The sequence below is a fragment of the Micromonospora sp. NPDC049048 genome, from assembly GCF_043197615.1.
Lineage (GTDB): Bacteria > Actinomycetota > Actinomycetes > Mycobacteriales > Micromonosporaceae > Micromonospora.
The window spans coordinates 335,537-351,364 of the sequence record NZ_JBICTM010000002.1; the positions used below are offsets into that span (position 1 = coordinate 335,537).

At 73.0% G+C, this 15,828-nt stretch carries 12 protein-coding genes; 10 read left to right on the forward strand and 2 right to left on the reverse strand.

The annotated features are described in order from the left end of the window. Positions 1 to 150 precede the first annotated feature (150 nt). The 3 genes from ACGFIG_RS06925 (at position 151) to ACGFIG_RS06935 (ending at position 3,743) form a co-directional block, all read left to right on the forward strand. On the forward strand, positions 151 to 1,044 hold the full coding sequence (locus ACGFIG_RS06925; protein ID WP_393000028.1) for a helix-turn-helix domain-containing protein: 894 nt from the start codon (positions 151 to 153) through the stop codon (positions 1,042 to 1,044). Between the two features lie 521 nt (positions 1,045 to 1,565). Next, positions 1,566 to 2,492: a cyclase family protein gene (locus ACGFIG_RS06930; RefSeq protein WP_393000030.1), complete on the forward strand. Its 927-nt coding sequence runs from the start codon at positions 1,566 to 1,568 to the stop codon at positions 2,490 to 2,492. Positions 2,493 to 2,831: 339 nt separating this feature from the next. Beyond that, positions 2,832 to 3,743 carry an endonuclease domain-containing protein gene (locus tag ACGFIG_RS06935; RefSeq protein WP_393000032.1) on the forward strand — a complete coding sequence of 304 codons (912 nt, stop codon included), beginning with the start codon at positions 2,832 to 2,834 and terminating at the stop codon, positions 3,741 to 3,743. Between the two features lie 238 nt (positions 3,744 to 3,981). Here the strand turns inward: ACGFIG_RS06935 and ACGFIG_RS06940 are convergent, their stop codons facing one another. Further along, positions 3,982 to 5,022, reverse strand: a complete 1,041-nt coding sequence (locus tag ACGFIG_RS06940) for a S66 peptidase family protein (protein ID WP_393000034.1) — start codon at positions 5,020 to 5,022, stop codon at positions 3,982 to 3,984. 247 nt (positions 5,023 to 5,269) lie between these two features. Between ACGFIG_RS06940 and ACGFIG_RS06945 the strand changes: the two genes are divergently transcribed. Both ACGFIG_RS06945 and ppc read left to right on the forward strand, forming a co-directional pair. Continuing rightward, entirely contained in the window at positions 5,270 to 5,839 is a 570-nt protein-coding gene (locus tag ACGFIG_RS06945; protein ID WP_393000036.1) for a hypothetical protein, read from the forward strand. A 291-nt stretch (positions 5,840 to 6,130) separates the two neighbouring features. Beyond that, entirely contained in the window at positions 6,131 to 8,917 is a 2,787-nt protein-coding gene (gene ppc, locus ACGFIG_RS06950; protein WP_393000038.1) for a phosphoenolpyruvate carboxylase, read from the forward strand. 99 nt (positions 8,918 to 9,016) lie between these two features. Here the strand turns inward: ppc and ACGFIG_RS06955 are convergent, their stop codons facing one another. Continuing rightward, positions 9,017 to 9,805 (reverse strand): hypothetical protein, encoded by a 789-nt coding sequence (locus ACGFIG_RS06955; RefSeq protein WP_393000040.1) that lies wholly within the window; start codon positions 9,803 to 9,805, stop codon positions 9,017 to 9,019. Positions 9,806 to 9,897: 92 nt separating this feature from the next. On the opposite strand from ACGFIG_RS06955, the gene ACGFIG_RS06960 reads away from it, so the two are divergent. The 5 genes from ACGFIG_RS06960 (at position 9,898) to ACGFIG_RS06980 (ending at position 15,779) form a co-directional block, all read left to right on the forward strand. Further along, entirely contained in the window at positions 9,898 to 10,245 is a 348-nt protein-coding gene (locus tag ACGFIG_RS06960; protein ID WP_393000042.1) for an ArsR/SmtB family transcription factor, read from the forward strand. Continuing rightward, positions 10,242 to 10,679 carry an SRPBCC domain-containing protein gene (locus tag ACGFIG_RS06965; protein ID WP_393000044.1) on the forward strand — a complete coding sequence of 146 codons (438 nt, stop codon included), beginning with the start codon at positions 10,242 to 10,244 and terminating at the stop codon, positions 10,677 to 10,679. The genes ACGFIG_RS06960 and ACGFIG_RS06965 overlap by 4 nt, the downstream gene beginning before the upstream one ends. Positions 10,680 to 10,703: 24 nt before the next feature. Beyond that, positions 10,704 to 11,066, forward strand: a complete 363-nt coding sequence (locus tag ACGFIG_RS06970) for a nuclear transport factor 2 family protein (RefSeq protein WP_393000046.1) — start codon at positions 10,704 to 10,706, stop codon at positions 11,064 to 11,066. Between the two features lie 102 nt (positions 11,067 to 11,168). Beyond that, positions 11,169 to 12,347 carry a DNA recombination protein RmuC gene (locus tag ACGFIG_RS06975; RefSeq protein WP_393000048.1) on the forward strand — a complete coding sequence of 393 codons (1,179 nt, stop codon included), beginning with the start codon at positions 11,169 to 11,171 and terminating at the stop codon, positions 12,345 to 12,347. 162 nt (positions 12,348 to 12,509) lie between these two features. Beyond that, entirely contained in the window at positions 12,510 to 15,779 is a 3,270-nt protein-coding gene (locus ACGFIG_RS06980) for a S8 family serine peptidase (RefSeq protein ID WP_393000050.1), read from the forward strand. Positions 15,780 to 15,828: the final 49 nt, after the last annotated feature.

A 15,828-nucleotide genomic window follows, 5' to 3' on the forward strand; every position in this document is an offset into this window, starting at 1 on the left:
TGATCACTTCCAGCGGACGGCACGACGATCACCCCGCGCCCGGTCGGGCGGGGGGTCCACCGGTCGACACTATCTCTCCGACCGGGCGCGGCACCTCCGCGTAGGTTGGATCGCCGACGATCCATGACGGTCATCCGAGGGGGAGAACGAATGCCTCAGGGAATCGGCAGCGACCCGCGTCGTAAGACGACGCCCGCCCGGTGGCGGGTGCTGGGTCACCCGGAGGGAATCCTCATCTACGAGGTGCGGTGCATCGTCGAGAACCACGGCTGGACGGCACCGGCCGCCGAGCTGACCCACAAGATCATCCTCGGGCGGTCGGGGGCGTACCGGCGGCGGCTCAACGGTCGTACGGCGTTCTCGGACGCCACCTCCGTGCTGCTCACCCGGCCGGGCGACGAGATGTCCGTGTCCCACCCGCTGGGCTGCGGTGACACGTACACCTGTCTAGAGGTCGACGCGGCAGTGCTGGCCGAACGCCCGGACGCGGCGCGTTGGTTGGAGGCCGCCGGCTGGGAGGGCACCTCGGACACGCCGCTCGACCTCGCCCACCGGATGCTCGTCGCGGAGTTCCGGCGCGGGCTGGACCAGTTCGAGATGGCGGAGCGGCTGCACCGCTTCCTCGACGGGGTGCTCAACCTGACCGACGCCCGGGCCACGCCGCCCGGGGCGGACCTGGATCGCGCGGTCGGCCGACGGCCCGCCACCCAGGCCGCCCACCGTCGCCTGGCCGACCGGGCCCGCGAGGTGCTCACCGCCGGCGACTTCTCGCTCGGCCTCGACGAGGTCGCCCGCGAGGTGGGCGCGTCCCCGCACCACCTGAGCCGGGTCTTCCACCGGATCACCGGCAGCAGCCTGACCGCCTACCGCAACCGGCTGCGGGTCCGGGCGGTGCTGGACACCCTCGCCGAGGCGGACGGACGACCGCTGCGCGCCGTGGCGGCGGAGCACGGCTTCGCCGACCAGGCCCATCTCACCCGGGTGGTCCGGGACCACGTCGGTCACCCCCCGGCCCACCTGCGCCGCCTCCTCACCCAACCGTGACCGACCGACCGGGCCAAACCGAGCATCGATGTTCAAGACCCGGGCCGCCCGGCGACGGAGGATGGATTCCGTCAGCCGGGATCGAGCCGCCGCAGCGGCCGTCGCGGGGTGCGCGGACCTGTTCGGGGAGGCCCGCAGCTCCACCCGGCTGCGACCTCGGCGACGGCGGGTGCCGTCGCTGCCCCGCCGCAGTGCCGTGCACCCCCCTGTACGGCACTCCGGTGGGCCCGGGGGCAGCCCTGTCGGCGGTCCCCGCCGACGACCGGGCTCCACCTCGGCCGGTGAGGCCCGGATCGGCGCGCGTCACCGCCGGCCGCAACCGCACGCGGGTGCCGTGGCCCGTGTCGGGGATCCGGGACCCGATAACCACACGCAGGTGCCGTGGCCGTGACGGGGATCCGGGACCCGACAACCGCACGCGGGTGCCGTGGCCCGTGTCCGAGGCCCGGGATCCGACCGGGCGTCGCACGAGCAGCCCCAAGGATCTTGACGGGGACGGTCGGCCGTGATCGGCTGCGCTGATGGGCAACCAGTGGCGGGCGCAGTTCGACGCGGAGGTCACCTTCGCCAACGGTGGCGGGCTGCGGACGGACGGTTTCCGGCTGGACATCCCCGGCACCGACATCACCGACGACGACCTGGCGGCGCTGTTCGTCCGGCACCTCGGGCTGCTGATGGTGGCCGAGGTGCGGATCACCAACAGGACACTCGTCCAGGAGCCGCACAAGGGCGGCCGGGGTGTCGCGCCCCGGACCGCCCCCGACGGCGTCACCCGGCGACGGTTGGTCGAGCTGAGCCACGTGGTCACCGACGGCATGACCACCCTGCCCGGCTGGCCGGCGCCACGGATCACCGAGTGGCTGACCCGGGAGGCGTCCCGGGCCAACTACGCCCCCGGCACCGAGTTCCAGGTGGGGCGGATCGACATGATCGCCAACACCGGCACGTACGTCGACACGCCCGCCCACCGCTTCGCCGAGGGCGCCGACCTCGCCGCCACCGGGCTGGACCGCCTCGCCGACCTGCCCGGCGTCGTCGTCCGGGTGCCGGCCGGCACCCGCGCGGTGGACCGCCTGCTGCTGGCGCCGTACGACGTCGCGGGGTGCGCGGTGCTGCTGCACACCGGCTGGTCGGCACACTTCGGCACCGACCGGTACGGCGCGCGGGAGGCGCCGTACCTCACGGGCGACGGTGCCCGGGCGCTGGTGGACGCGGGTGCCGCCCTGGTCGGCATCGACTCGATCAACATCGACGACATGAGCCCGGCGGCTGCCGGCGAGCGCCCGACGCACAGCACGCTGCTGGCCGCCGGCGTCCCGGTCGTGGAGCACCTGACCGGGCTCGACGCGCTGCCTCCGACCGGGTTCCGGTTCACGGCCGCCCCGCCGATGGTGGCCGGCATGGGCACGTTCCCGGTGCGGGCGTTCGCCGTCCTCGACGCCGCCTGACCGGCCCCACCACGGCCCCACCACGGCCGCCCCCGTCCGCCCCCAGTCAGGACGCCGGCAGCCGGGCTCCGGCACTCCGCAGCCGGGCTCCCGCAGCCTGCGGCCGAGCCCCGCACTCCTGGCCGGACTCCCGCAGCCTGCGGCCGGGCTCAGCAGCCTGCGGCCGGGCTCAGCAGCCTGCGGCGGGGCCACGGCAGCCTGCGAACGGGAGCGGATCCGCCCGGCAGGAACGGCGCCAGGTGGCTCGGGGGGCGGTGTCAGGCGGCAGGGCCCGCGACAACACCCCGGGATCGACCTTCGGGTCAGCGCGCGAGCGGGCCGTGACCGCAAGCTGCCGGAATGCCCCGGGTACCGCGCATTCCCAGCGAGTTGGCGTTCCTCCCGTTCTCCGGCAGTCGGGCTGTCGCCGCCGGCCTTGTCACGTGGCGGATGCTTCGTGGGTCGTCCTGGCACCGGCTGCTGCCCGACATCTACGTCCACGTCGACGGCTATCGTGAAAACGACCACCGGATGTGGTGCGACGCCGTTGCCCTGACCGTGCCGGCGGGAGCCGCCATCAGCGGTCTCAGCGCGGCGTTCCTGTGGGGCGTGGACCTCCTTCCGCGCGCCAGCCCGGTCTTCGTCACCCTGCCGGGGGCGGCCCGCCGACGCTCCACCCGACGGGTTTCGGTCGATCAACGGTCGCTCTCCGCCCCGGAGATCACCCGGTTCGCCGGCTTGCCGGTCACCACCGGTGTCCGGACGGCCTTCGACCTCGGGCGCCAGTTGCCCCGGGCGGCGGCGCTGGTCGCGGTGGACGCGCTGCTGCACCGACGGGTGGTCAAGCTTCCCGCGTTGAGCAGCCACCTGGAGGCGCACGGCCGCTGGCCCGGCACAGCCCAGCTGCGTGAGGTGCTCGCGCTGGCCGAGCCGCTGAGCGAGTCCCCGATGGAGACCCGGCTCCGGCTCGTCCTGCACGACGCCGGTCTGCCGCCCCTGGCCGCACAGCATGACGTGTACGGCACCCACGCGCAGCGCGGACGCGTCTTCCTCGGCCGCGTCGACCTCGCCTATCCCCGGTGGCGGGTCGCCATCGAGTACGAGGGTGACCACCACCGGGAGCGCACCCACTTCCAGCGCGATGTGGCCCGGCTCAACGCACTACGCGAGGCCGGCTGGTTGGTGCTGCGCTTCACGGTGGACGACGTACTGCGACACCCTGCCCGAATTGTCCGCCTGGTCACTGGCGCAATCCACGAACGCCGCAACTGATCACGCCCTGTCCATGACGATCAGGACGCCATGGACCCCAAAACGGCCAGGTAACGTCCATGCCGTCATGATCACCGGAGCACTCGCTCCCGAGGCGGCAGGCGCCGCGCGAAGGCGGGGCACAGCCCCGCGCAACACGCGCGAGGCAGAACTCGCGGAGGCCGGTGCGGCGCCGTGGCTGCGCGCCACCGCCGCCGGGTTGGCGCGGGAGAGGGTGGGTCCCGCGCGGGAGGGGCGGTCAGTAGCGGACGGAGATGCGGCGCTCCACGGCGTCCACCCGGACCTCGCCGCCGTACGGGACGATCAGCTGCGGGTCGGTGTGGCCCAGGTCGACGTCGAAGACCACCACCGCGTCCGGGCGGTAGGCGGCGAGCGCCCGGGTGACCGCCTCCCGTTGCGCGCCCGCCCACTCCCGCCGCTGGTCGGGGGTGTGCGGCCGGTCGAAGTCCCACGCCTTCGGGCGGCCGACGAGCACCGCCGGGAAGCCGGCGAGCAGTCCCCGCTCCCCCATGTTGCGCAGCATCCGGAAGACCTCGGTGGCGGAGGGGAGTTCCTCCGAGGTCTCGATCACCAGTACCGACCCGGCCAGTCGACTGGCGGCGGGCACCCGGTCGGCCGCCAGCAGCCAGTGCAGGATCTCCAGGTTGCCGCCCCAGGTGCGCCCCTCGACCACCGTCGTCGGCCCCTGCCAGCGCCAGCCCTCGCCCGGGAACATCTCCGGCTCGTCGGCCAACGCCGCCGGGTCGTGCCAGTCGTTCGGCCGGTCGCCCCACTGCGGGGCCGGGGCCAGGTCGTACCAGCCGGAGGTGAAGAGGGCGGCGCGCAGCGAGTCGAAGGTGAGCGGGTGCGGGCTGCCCGGCCGGCCGAGGTGCACCAGCACCGACCCGCCGTGGTACGACACGACGCCCAGCCGGTACAGGTGGTTGAGGACGTTGGTGTTGTCGGAGTAGCCGAAGTACGGCTTCGGGTTGGCGCGCAGCACGTCGTCGTCCAGGTACGGGGTGACCGTGATCAGGTCGTCCCCGCCCACCGTGGCGAGCACGGCCGTGATCGTGGGGTCGGCGAAGGCGGCGGTCAGGTCGCGGGCCCGGTCGCGAGGGTCGGCGCCGAGCACCCGGGTGGTCGGATACTCCACCGGCTCCAGGCCGAACTCCTCGCGCAGCCGGCGCAGCCCCAGCTCGTACACGTGGGGGAAGAGAGCCGGCAGGCCGGCGGAGGGCGAGACGACCGCGACCCGGTCTCCCGGTCTGGGCTTGGGGGGATAGTTCGGCGAAGCCATGACCGGAAGCTACCGACCGCCTCCACCGGTTTTCCGGTCGTCACGCCCGTCGGGGCCGCTGGTGGGCGGCCTCTACGCTGGCCCCGCCGAGTTGATCGAGAAACCGGAGGCCCGCGTGAGCACCCCTGCCGGACATCCGTCGCAGCCCCATCACGGGGGCCCGCCACCCGGCGGACCGTGGCCGTCGCAGCCCCACCGTGGCGGCCCGCCACCCGGCGGAGGGTGGGGAGGTCCTGCCCCGGCGCCGGTGACCAGGCGCATCCCGGAGGACCAGCCGTTCGTGGTACGGCCCAACGTCGCGAAGCGCGGCCTGCTGATGATGGGGGTGGTGCTGCTGTTCGTCCTCCCGATCGCCTCCTGCGCCGGTCTCGGCATAGTGAACTCGGCGGACCCGCAGATGCGCTCCCAGTCCGTCCTCGGCATCCTCGGCGTGGTGGGGTGCCTGCTGGCCCTGATCGCCCTGCCGCTGGGGATCCAGCTCTGGTTGATCGGCTCCGGCGGGCCGGTGCTGGCGCTCGGCCCGGCGGGGCTCTGGATCCGCACGCGACCGACCCGGGGCCAGGCGATCTGGTTGCCCTGGGAGGGGGTCGCGCAGATCTCCCGCCGCCGGTGGAGTCTGGAGAAGATGCTGGTGGTCAAGCCGCGCGACTCGCGGGTGCTCCAGAACCTCGGGGCGTTCACGGCGCTGGACGGCGCGGCGCTGAGCGCCTTCTACGGCTCCGGGCTGGTCGCCACGCTCAACTTCGCGGACCGGTCCGAGGCGGAGATCATGGCGGCGGTCGCCCACTACAGCGCGGGCCGCTGCCAGCTCGTCTGATCGGCGGGCTCACCGGGCCGTCCCGGGCGCCGCTCCCCCGGCCAGGCTGGGCGCCGCCGGGCGTGCCGAGGTGTGCGCAGCGCCACCCGTTCCGGTCCGCTGGCGGGCGGGCCGGCGCACCGCACCCGCTCCCACCAGCGCGGACGCCACGGGCATCGACTGGCCTTCGAGGAGGAAGCCGTTCCCGCAAGGCGGGCAGATGCAAGGGTCCTCTGCCTAGCGGCGGGGCACGCGGATACGATCCAGGGAGTCGGACAGCGCTGTCCTTCGTACTCGCGTAAGGAGCGCATCGTGACCGACCAGCACGACCACGACGGCCCCGACGCCGCCCTGCGGGCCGACATCCGCCGCCTCGGCACCCTGCTCGGGCAGACCCTCGCCCGCCAGGAGGGCCGGCCGCTGCTCGATCTCGTCGAGGAGATCCGCGCCCAGGTGCGCTCGGACGCCCCCGCCGCCGCGCAGCGCCTCGCCGGCCTGGACGTCACCACCGGCACCAAGCTGGCCCGCGCCTTCTCCACCTACTTCCACCTGGCCAACATCACCGAGCAGGTGCACCGGGGCCGGGAGCTGCGACGGCGCCGGGCGGTGCAGGGCGGCTGGCTGGACCAGGCGGCCAAGATGATCGCCGAGCGCGGGGTGCCGGCCGAGGAGATCGCGGCGGCGGCCCGGCGGCTGGCGGTACGGCCCGTCTTCACCGCCCACCCCACCGAGGCGGCCCGCCGGTCGATCCTGTCCAAGCTGCGCGCCATCGCCGACGAGCTGGACACCGAGACCGCCAACGCGATCCTCTACGGCGCCAGCGACGAGGGCCCGGCCAACCGCCGCCTCGCCGAACTGCTCGACCTGATGTGGCAGACCGACGAGCTGCGGCTGGACCGGCCGGATCCGACGGACGAGGCCCGCAACGCCATCTACTACCTGCGCGACCTGTACGCCGAGGCCGCCCCGCAGGTCCTCGACGACCTCGCCGACACGCTGCGCACCCTCGGCGTGGAGACCTCGCCGACCGCCCGGCCGCTGTCCTTCGGCACCTGGATCGGCGGTGACCGCGACGGCAACCCGTTCGTCACCCCGGCGGTGACCCGCGAGGTGCTGACCATCCAGCACGAGCACGGCATCGCGGCCACCGAGAAGGCGATGGACCACCTCATCGACGAGGTGTCGGTGTCCCGGCGGCTGCGCGGGGTGTCGCTCGACCTCTCCGCCAGCCTCGCCGCCGACCTGGACGCGCTGCCCGAGGTGGCGGCCCGGTTCCGCCGCGTCAACGCCGAGGAGCCCTACCGGCTCAAGGCCCGCTGCGTGAAGGTGAAGCTGGCCAACACCCGGCAGCGGCTGCGCCAGGGCACCGCGCACGTGCCCGGGCGGGACTACCGCGGCTCCGCCGAGCTGATCGCCGACCTGGAGCTGCTGCGCGCCTCGCTGGCCCGCAACGCCGGCCAGCTCACCGCCGTGGGCCGGCTCGCCTCGACCATCCGTACGGTCTCGGCGTTCGGGCTGCACCTGGCGACCATGGACGTGCGGGAGCACGCCGAGGCGCACCACGCGGTGCTCGCCCAGCTCTACGCGGCCGTCGGCGAGGTCTCCGACTATCCGTCGCTGAGCCGGCAGGAGCGGACGAAGCTGCTCGCCGACGAGCTGACCGGTCGCCGGCCGCTCTCCACCGTGGACACCCCGCTGACCGAGGCGACCCGCAAGACGTTCGACGTGTTCGGCACCATCCGCGAGGCGCAGGACCGGTTCGGCATCGAGGTCATCGAGTCGTACATCGTCTCGATGACGCTCGGCGTGGACGACGTGCTCGCCGCCGTGGTGCTGGCCCGCGAGGCCGGCCTGATCGACGTGCACAGCGGCCGGTCCCGGATCGGCTTCGTGCCGCTGCTGGAGACCCCGGCCGAGCTGAACACGGGCGGTGAACTGCTCGACGAGCTGCTCTCGCTGCCGGCGTACCGGGCGCTGGTGGCGGCGCGGGGCGACGTGCAGGAGGTGATGCTGGGCTACTCCGACTCCAACAAGGAGGCCGGCATCACCACCAGCCAGTGGTCGATCCACCGGGCCCAGCGCGCGCTGCGCGACGTGGCCGCCCGGCACGGGGTGCACCTGCGGCTCTTCCACGGCCGCGGCGGCACGGTGGGTCGCGGCGGCGGGCCGACGCACGAGGCGATCCTGGCCCAGCCGTACGGGACGCTGGACGGCGCGATCAAGGTCACCGAGCAGGGCGAGGTCATCTCCGACAAGTACTCGTTGCCGTCGCTGGCGCGGGAGAACCTGGAGCTGACCCTGGCCGCGGTGCTCCAGGCCACCCTGCTGCACACCGCGCCCCGGCAGCCCGCCGAGATGCTGGAACGCTGGGACGCCGCGATGGAGCTGGTCTCCGACTCGGCCTTCCGGTCGTACCGGTCGCTGGTCGAGGATCCGGACCTGCCCGCGTACTTCTGGGCGTCGACGCCCACGGAGCTGCTCGGCGCGCTGAACATCGGCTCCCGGCCGGCGAAGCGGCCGAACACGGGGGCCGGGCTGGCCGGGCTGCGCGCCATCCCGTGGGTGTTCGGCTGGACCCAGACCCGGCAGATCGTGCCAGGCTGGTTCGGGGTCGGTTCCGGCCTGGCCGCGGCCCGGGAGGCCGGGCTCGGGGACGTGCTGGCCGAGATGCACCGCAACTGGCACTTCTTCCGCACGTTCCTGTCGAACGTCGAGATGATGCTCACCAAGACCGACCTGAACATCGCCCGCCGCTACGTCGAGACGCTGGTGCCGAAGAAGCTGCACCCGATCTTCCACAAGATCGAGCAGGAGTACGAGCTGACCAAGCGGGAGGTGCTGGCGGTGACCTCTTCGCCGGCCCTGCTGGAGAGCTCCCCGGTGCTCCAGCGCACGCTGGCCGTCCGCGACACCTACCTGGAGCCGCTGCACCACCTCCAGGTGGCCCTGCTGCGCCAGTACCGGGAGTCCGGGGCGGCCGGCCGGGCGGTGGCCACCGCGCCGGGCGGCCGACGGGCGCCGAGCGACGGTACGGCGCTGGAGCGCGCGCTGCTGACCACTGTCAACGGCATCGCCGCCGGCATGCGCAACACGGGCTGAGATGCGAGGAGGGGCACCTTCCTGACGCTTCCCGCCCAGGAATGGTGCCCTTCACGCAGCACGCGGCAGGCGGCAGGCGGCAGGCGGTCGCGCTGGACGCTACCAGTCGCCGCCGCCGAAGTCACCGCCGAAATCTCCGCCCCCGAAGCCGCCGCCCCCGAAGTCGCCGCCACCGAAGTCACCGCCGCCGAAGTCACCGCCACCGAAGTCGCCGCCCTGCTCGCCGAAGCCGGTGGCGTCGCCGAAGCCCTCCTGGTAGCCGGCCTCGTAGCCGTACCCGGGGTCGCCGAAACCGGGCGAGAAGAGCGCGTCGGCGATCAGCATGCCGCCGAGGACGCCCGCGCCGGCGCCCAGGGCGGTCTTCCACCACGGGGTGGAGTACCAGCCCGCCGGCACCGGCCGGCCCTGGTAGCGCCCGCCCGGGTAGTAGTAGGGGGTGTCCCGGCCGGGCTGCGGGCCGGCCTTGAAGGTCTGCCCCTGCACGTCGACCTGGCGCTCCCGGGTGAGCCGCCCGGCGCCCTGCGCGGCGGCAAGCGGGGGCAGCTCGGGGCCGGGGTCGATGCCGAGCGCCACCCGGGCCGCCCGCACGTAGGTCAACCCCTCCAGCGCGGTCTCCCGGGCCAGGCGGAACTGCTCGACGCTGTGCGCCTGCTCCAGCTGGCTGCCGGCCGCGTTGTAGCGCTCCCCCGCGTCGACGAGCGCCTGGCGTACGGCCGGGTGGTCGCCGTGCAGGTTCATCACCTGGCCGCCGAGCCGCTCGTACCAGCGCTGGGCGTCGGCCCGCGCGTCGGCGAGGCGCCGGGCCTCCCGCGCGTCGCTCTCCCGACGCCACCAGACGAACGCTCCCACCAGCAGCACCACGAGGATGAGCAGGGGCAGAAATCTCATGGTCAGACCGTACCCACGTCGGGCAACCCGTAAGCTTCGGCAAATAACAAGCGGTCGTTTGCGCAAATGATCTTTTGCAATAGGGTGAGGCCATGGCCTCTCCCCCCGTGCCGCCCGGCCCCGACCTCGATCTGGCCTTCGCCGCCCTCGGCGACCCCGTCCGTCGCGCTCTGGTCACCCGTCTCGCGCGCGGCGAGGCCACGGTGAAGGAGCTTGCCGAGCCCTTCGACCTGACCCCGCAGGCGATCTCCCACCACGTGGGGGTCCTTCGGCGGTGCGGCCTGGTCGAGCAGCGGCGCGAGGGCACCAGACGCCCCTGCCGGCTGAGGGTCGACCAGCTGTCGCTGCTCGGCACGTGGATCGACGAGCAGCGCCGCGCCTGGAACGACCGGCTCGACGCCCTCGAGCAGCACCTCACCGACAAGGGAGCGATCCATTGACCACCAGCACCGAGCTCCGCGACGACGAGCTGATCGCCGAGCGTCACCTCCTTGCCGCGCCCGCACGCGTCTGGGCGGCCTTCACCTCGCCGGCGAGCATCGCGGCGTTCTGGGGCGGCTCGCACGCCAGCGTGCCGCCCGGCTCCGTGACCGTCGACCTGCGTCCCGGTGGCGGATTCGAACTGGACACCCGCGCGCCGGGCGGCAGGACCCGCCGGCTCCGGTTCGTCTACGTGAGCGTCGACGCACCGCACGAACTCGTGTTCGACGAGCCCGTCACCGGCCTCCGCACGACCGTCACCGTCCGCCCCGCCGGCGACGGTACGGACCTCACGGTCCACCAGCGCCGGCTGCCGCCTGAGCTGCGGACGGCCCAGGCAGCCGACGGGCTCGCCTCGATCCTCGACGCCCTCGCCGCACACCTTCGGCACTGACAGCCCACCGGAACGGAGAACACCATGACCCGTACGACCCAGCGCGACCTCGTCGCCGAATACTTCGCCGGATTCCGGACGAGCGACCACCCGCGGATCCTCGCGACCCTCACCGACGACGTCGAGTGGGTCATCCACGGTCACCGGACCACCCGCGGCAAGGCGGAGTTCGACGGCGAGATCGAGAATCCGGCGTTCACCGGCAGCCCCGAGCTCGACGTCCAGCGCGTCCACGAGGACGGCCCGGTCGTCGTCACCACCGGCGAGGGGCGCGGCGTCAGCATCGAACACGGACCGTTCCGGTTCGCCTTCAACGATCTCTTCACGTTCCGCGACGGGCTGATCGCCCGCGTCGACTCCTACGTCGTTCCACTGTCCCAGGTGTGACCCGGCGCCGGCTGCGGGCGCGGGTGCCCGGAGCCGGCCGAGCCGCAACGCCCGCCACGCGGCGCGACGGCACGTGCCGTACCCGTCTGGCAAGCTCGGGGGGTGGACTTCTCGACGCTGGCCGTGGTGGTCGTCTGCCTCGCCGTCGGGGGCGCGGCGGGCTGGTACGCCGCCCGGACCCGCTCGGCGACCGAGATCGCCCGGCTGGACGCCACGCTGCGGGCCACCCGGGAGGGCGAGGGCCGGCTGGAACAGTCCATGCGGGCACTGAGCTACGAGGCCACCGCACAGTCCCAGGAGGCGGTGGCGCGTGCCGTCGCCCCGCTGCACGAGACGTTGCGCCGCTACGAGCAGCGCGTCGCCGAGCTGGAGCACGACCGGGTCGACGCGTACGCCGAACTGCGCGAACAGGTCCGCGCCATGAGCACGGTCTCGGGCGAGCTGCGTACCGAGACGAAGCAGCTGGTGGCGGCCCTGCGGGCACCCCAGGTACGCGGGCGCTGGGGCGAGCACCAGCTGCGCCGCATCGTCGAGGCGGCCGGCATGCTGGAGCACTGCGACTTCTCGGAGCAGGTCACCGCCGCCACGGACCACCAGGGCGTCCGCCCCGACCTGGTGGTACGGCTGCACGGCGGCCGTTCGGTGGTGGTGGACGCCAAGGCGCCGTTCGACGCCTATCTGACGGCGATGGAGGCCCGCGACGAGCGGGGCCGCGACGCCCACCTCGACGCCCACGCCAGGCACCTGCGCGCACACGTGGACGCGCTGGCCGCCAAGACCTACTGGGCCGCGTTCGACAGCACGCCCGAGTTCGTGGTGCTCTTCGTGCCGGCCGACCCGTTCCTCGACGTCGCGTTGCAGCGCGACCCGACGCTGCTGGAGCACGCGTTCGCCCGCAACGTGGTGCTGGCGACCCCCGCCACCCTGGTCGCGCTGCTGCGTACGGTCGCCTACTCGTGGCGGCAGGAGGCGCTGGCGCGCAACGCGGTCGCGGTGCACTCGCTGGCCCGGGAGCTCCACGGACGCCTGTCGACGCTGGGTGAGCACGTCGGCAAGCTCGGCGCGTCGCTCGGGGGCGCGGTGACCGCGTACAACCGGGCCGTGGGGTCGCTGGAGGCGCGCGTGCTGGTCAGCGCCCGTAAGCTCGCTGAGCTGGGGGTCTCCGACGAGGAGCTGGCCGCGCCGGCGCAGATCGAGCTGGCGCCCCGTCAGCCGCAGGCCCCTGAGCTGCTCGGAACCGCCGATGCCGGGTCGCCGTCCGGACCGTCGACACTGGACTGACGGCCGATACCTATCACCGCTGGTGTGACAATGGACGGCCACCCATGTCACGAAGTGGTCACAACGAACTCGGCGGTAGTGACAGTGACCAGCGGCAGCACGAAGGATTCGCCTCACGCGTGCCCTGCATCTGAGGGCCCTGTTCTCTGGAGGAAAGAGAACGTGAGCAAACCCCGAAACCTCGGCCGGCGGACCTCCGCCGCGCTGTTCGCGTCGGTCGTGGCGGCCAGCGCCGTGACCGTCGCCGGTGGTGCCGCCACCGCGAGCACCGCACCGACCGCCGCACCCGACGCCTCCCAGGTCACCCCCGTGGAGGCCCTGGGTTCGCACGACGCCAAGCTGCTCGCCGAGGCGGAGGCGAAGAAGGCCCCGACCGTCACGCTGATCGTGGCCACCAAGAAGGGCGAGGCGAAGGACGTCGCCGCCGACCTCAAGAAGCTGGGCGCGGCCGTCACCGAGCGCTACGACAGCATCGGCTACGTCCTGGCCAAGGTCCCTACCTCCAAGGTGGTCAAGGCGGCCACGCTGCCCGGCGTCTCCGCCGTCGACCTCGACGAGACCATCCAGCTGCCCGACCCGACGCCCGAGGTCGCGCCCTCCGGCAAGAAGGCGGCACAGCAGGCGGCGACCCTGCCCGGCCCCGGGGCCGACACCCCGGCCGCCAACCCCTACATGCCGACCAACGAGACCGGCGCGGTCGACTTCGTGGCGGACAACCCCCAGTGGGACGGCCGCGGCGTCACGATCGGCATCATGGACTCCGGTGTGGACCTCGGTCACCCGGCGCTGCAGAAGACCACCACGGGCGAGCGGAAGATCGTCGACTGGGTGACCGCGACGGACCCGTTCGAGGACGCCACCTGGCGCCCGATGCTCACCGAGGTCACCGGTCCGACGTTCACCTCCGGCGGCGCGACCTGGACGGCCCCGGCAGGCACCTACCGGTTCAACCGGTTCAGCGAGTCGATCACCGCTGCCAGTGACCCGGCCGGTGACATCAACCGCGACGGCGACCGGACCGACACGTTCGGCATCCTCTACGACCCGGCCACCCACAACATCTGGGTGGACGTGAACCAGAACAACGACTTCACCGACGACGCCCTGATGCGGCCGTACAAGGAGAAGTTCGACGTCGGGTACTTCGGCACCGACAACCCGGCCACCCCCGTGGTCGAGCGGATCCCGTTCGTGGTCGAGTACCGCGAGGACGTGGACACCACCCCCGTCGGCGGCCCCGGCCTGGTGGACTACGTCAACATCGGCATCGTCGAGAGCACCCACGGCACCCACGTCGCCGGCATCACCGCCGCCAACGACATGCTCGGCAACGGCGCCTTCGACGGTGCCGCGCCCGGTGCCAAGCTGGTCTCCGCCCGCGCCTGCTCGTGGGGCGGCGGCTGCACCTACGCCGCCCTCACCACCGGCATGGCCGACCTGGTCATCAACCGCAAGGTCGACGTGATCAACATGTCGATCGGCGGCCTGCCGGCGCTGAACGACGGCAACAACGCCCGCGCCGAGCTCTACAACAACCTGATCACCACCTACGGCGTGCAGATGTTCATCTCGGCCGGCAACTCCGGTCCGGGCCTGAACACCATCGGTGACCCGTCGGTGGCCGCCAACGTGGTCAGCGTCGCGGCGAGCATCAGCAAGGACACCTGGCTGGCCAACTACGGCTCCGTGGTCAAGAAGAAGAACGCGCTGTTCAACTTCTCCTCCCGCGGCCCGCGCGAGGACGGCGGCGTCAAGCCGAACATCGCCGCCCCCGGTTCGGCCATCTCCACCGCCCCGACCTGGCAGGCCGGCAACCCGGTCCCCGAGGCCGGCTACGCGCTGCCCCCGGGCTACGCGATGCTGAACGGCACCTCGATGGCCTCCCCGCAGGCCGCCGGCGCCGCCGCGCTGCTGCTGTCGGCCGCCAAGGCGACCGACAAGGGCGTCACCCCGGCCGCGCTGCGCCGGGCGCTCTTCACCTCGGCCAAGCCGATCGCCGACGTTCCGACGTACGCCCAGGGCTACGGCATGTTCAACGTGCCGGGCGCGTGGAAGCTGCTGCGCAAGGGCGTGGAGACCCGCTCGTACACCTCCGAGGCCCCGGTCTGCACCGTCCTGTCCGGTCAGCTGAGCACCCCGAACCAGGGCACCGGCGTCTACAACCGTTGCGCCTCCACCGACGGTGGGCAGCGCGTCGGCCAGTCGAAGAGCTACCAGGTCAAGCTGACCCGCACCAGCGGGCCGGCCGGCACCGTGAAGCACAACGTGGGCCTGCGCGGCAACGACGGCACCTTCAAGGCGCCGAAGAGCGTCTCGCTCCCGCTGAACAAGACCGTCACCGTCCAGGTCACCGCCAAGCCGACCACCTCCGGCGCGCACGGCGCGATCATGACGATCGACGACCCGGCCACCTCGGTCATCGACTTCGAGGTGTCCACCGTCGTCGTGGCCTCGAACGACGTGCAGAAGCCGAACTTCGCCTTCTCGGCCGAGGGCTCGGTCGACCGGAACGGCTTCACCTCGTACTTCGTGACGGTTCCGCCGGGCACGGGCGCCCTCCAGGTGAACCTCTCCGGCATCGCCACCGGTTCGCAGACCCGGTTCATCGCCTTCAACCCGTACGGCGTCCCGGTGGAGAGCACGTCCAGCCTCGCCTGCTACACCAACTTCTCCGACGTCAACGCCTGCAAGCCGCAGGAGCGCGACTACCAGAACCCGATCGCCGGGGTCTGGGAGATCGAGGTGGAGTCCCGTCGGACCTCGCCGTCGCTGAACAACCCGTTCCAGCTCACCGTGCGTACGCAGGGTGTCGCGGTCGAGCCGGCCGTGGTCGAGCTGCCGTCGGTCACCGCCGGTGCGGCGACCCCGGTGACCTGGTCGCTGGCCAACACCTTCGGCCCGGTCTCCGTGACCGGCCAGGGTGGCCCGCTCTCCAGCGTCCACGCCGAGCGGCCCACCATCGCCGAGGGCGCGTCGCAGGAGTACATCGTGGAGGTGCCGGCGGGCGCGACCCGCTTCACCGCCCGGATCGGCAACCCGGCCAGCGCCGCGGCCGACCTCGACCTCTACGTCTTCCGTGGCGCCACGGAGGTCGGTCGGAACGCCGACGGTGACTCCGAGGAGTCCGTGACCATCAACAACCCGCCGGCGGGCACCTACCGGGTGGTCGTCGAGGGTTACGCGGTGGACGGGGCCGGTGGCAGCACCGCCTACGACTACCGGGACTCGTTCTCGGCGGCGGCGCTGGGCACCCTCTCGGCGCCCGCCACCCCGCTCAACCTGGCCCACGGCGCCACCGCCACCCTCACCGGCACGGTGACCGCCCAGTCGACCCCGGTCGCCGGTCGGGCGCTCTACGGTGAGCTGGCCGTGGTGACCACCGAGGGCGCGGTCGTCGGCCGCGGCGCCGTCTCCATCGGCACCGTGAACTGATCCGTCCCGCACCGGAACACCGGAGCCCGTCCCCACCAGGGGGCGGGCT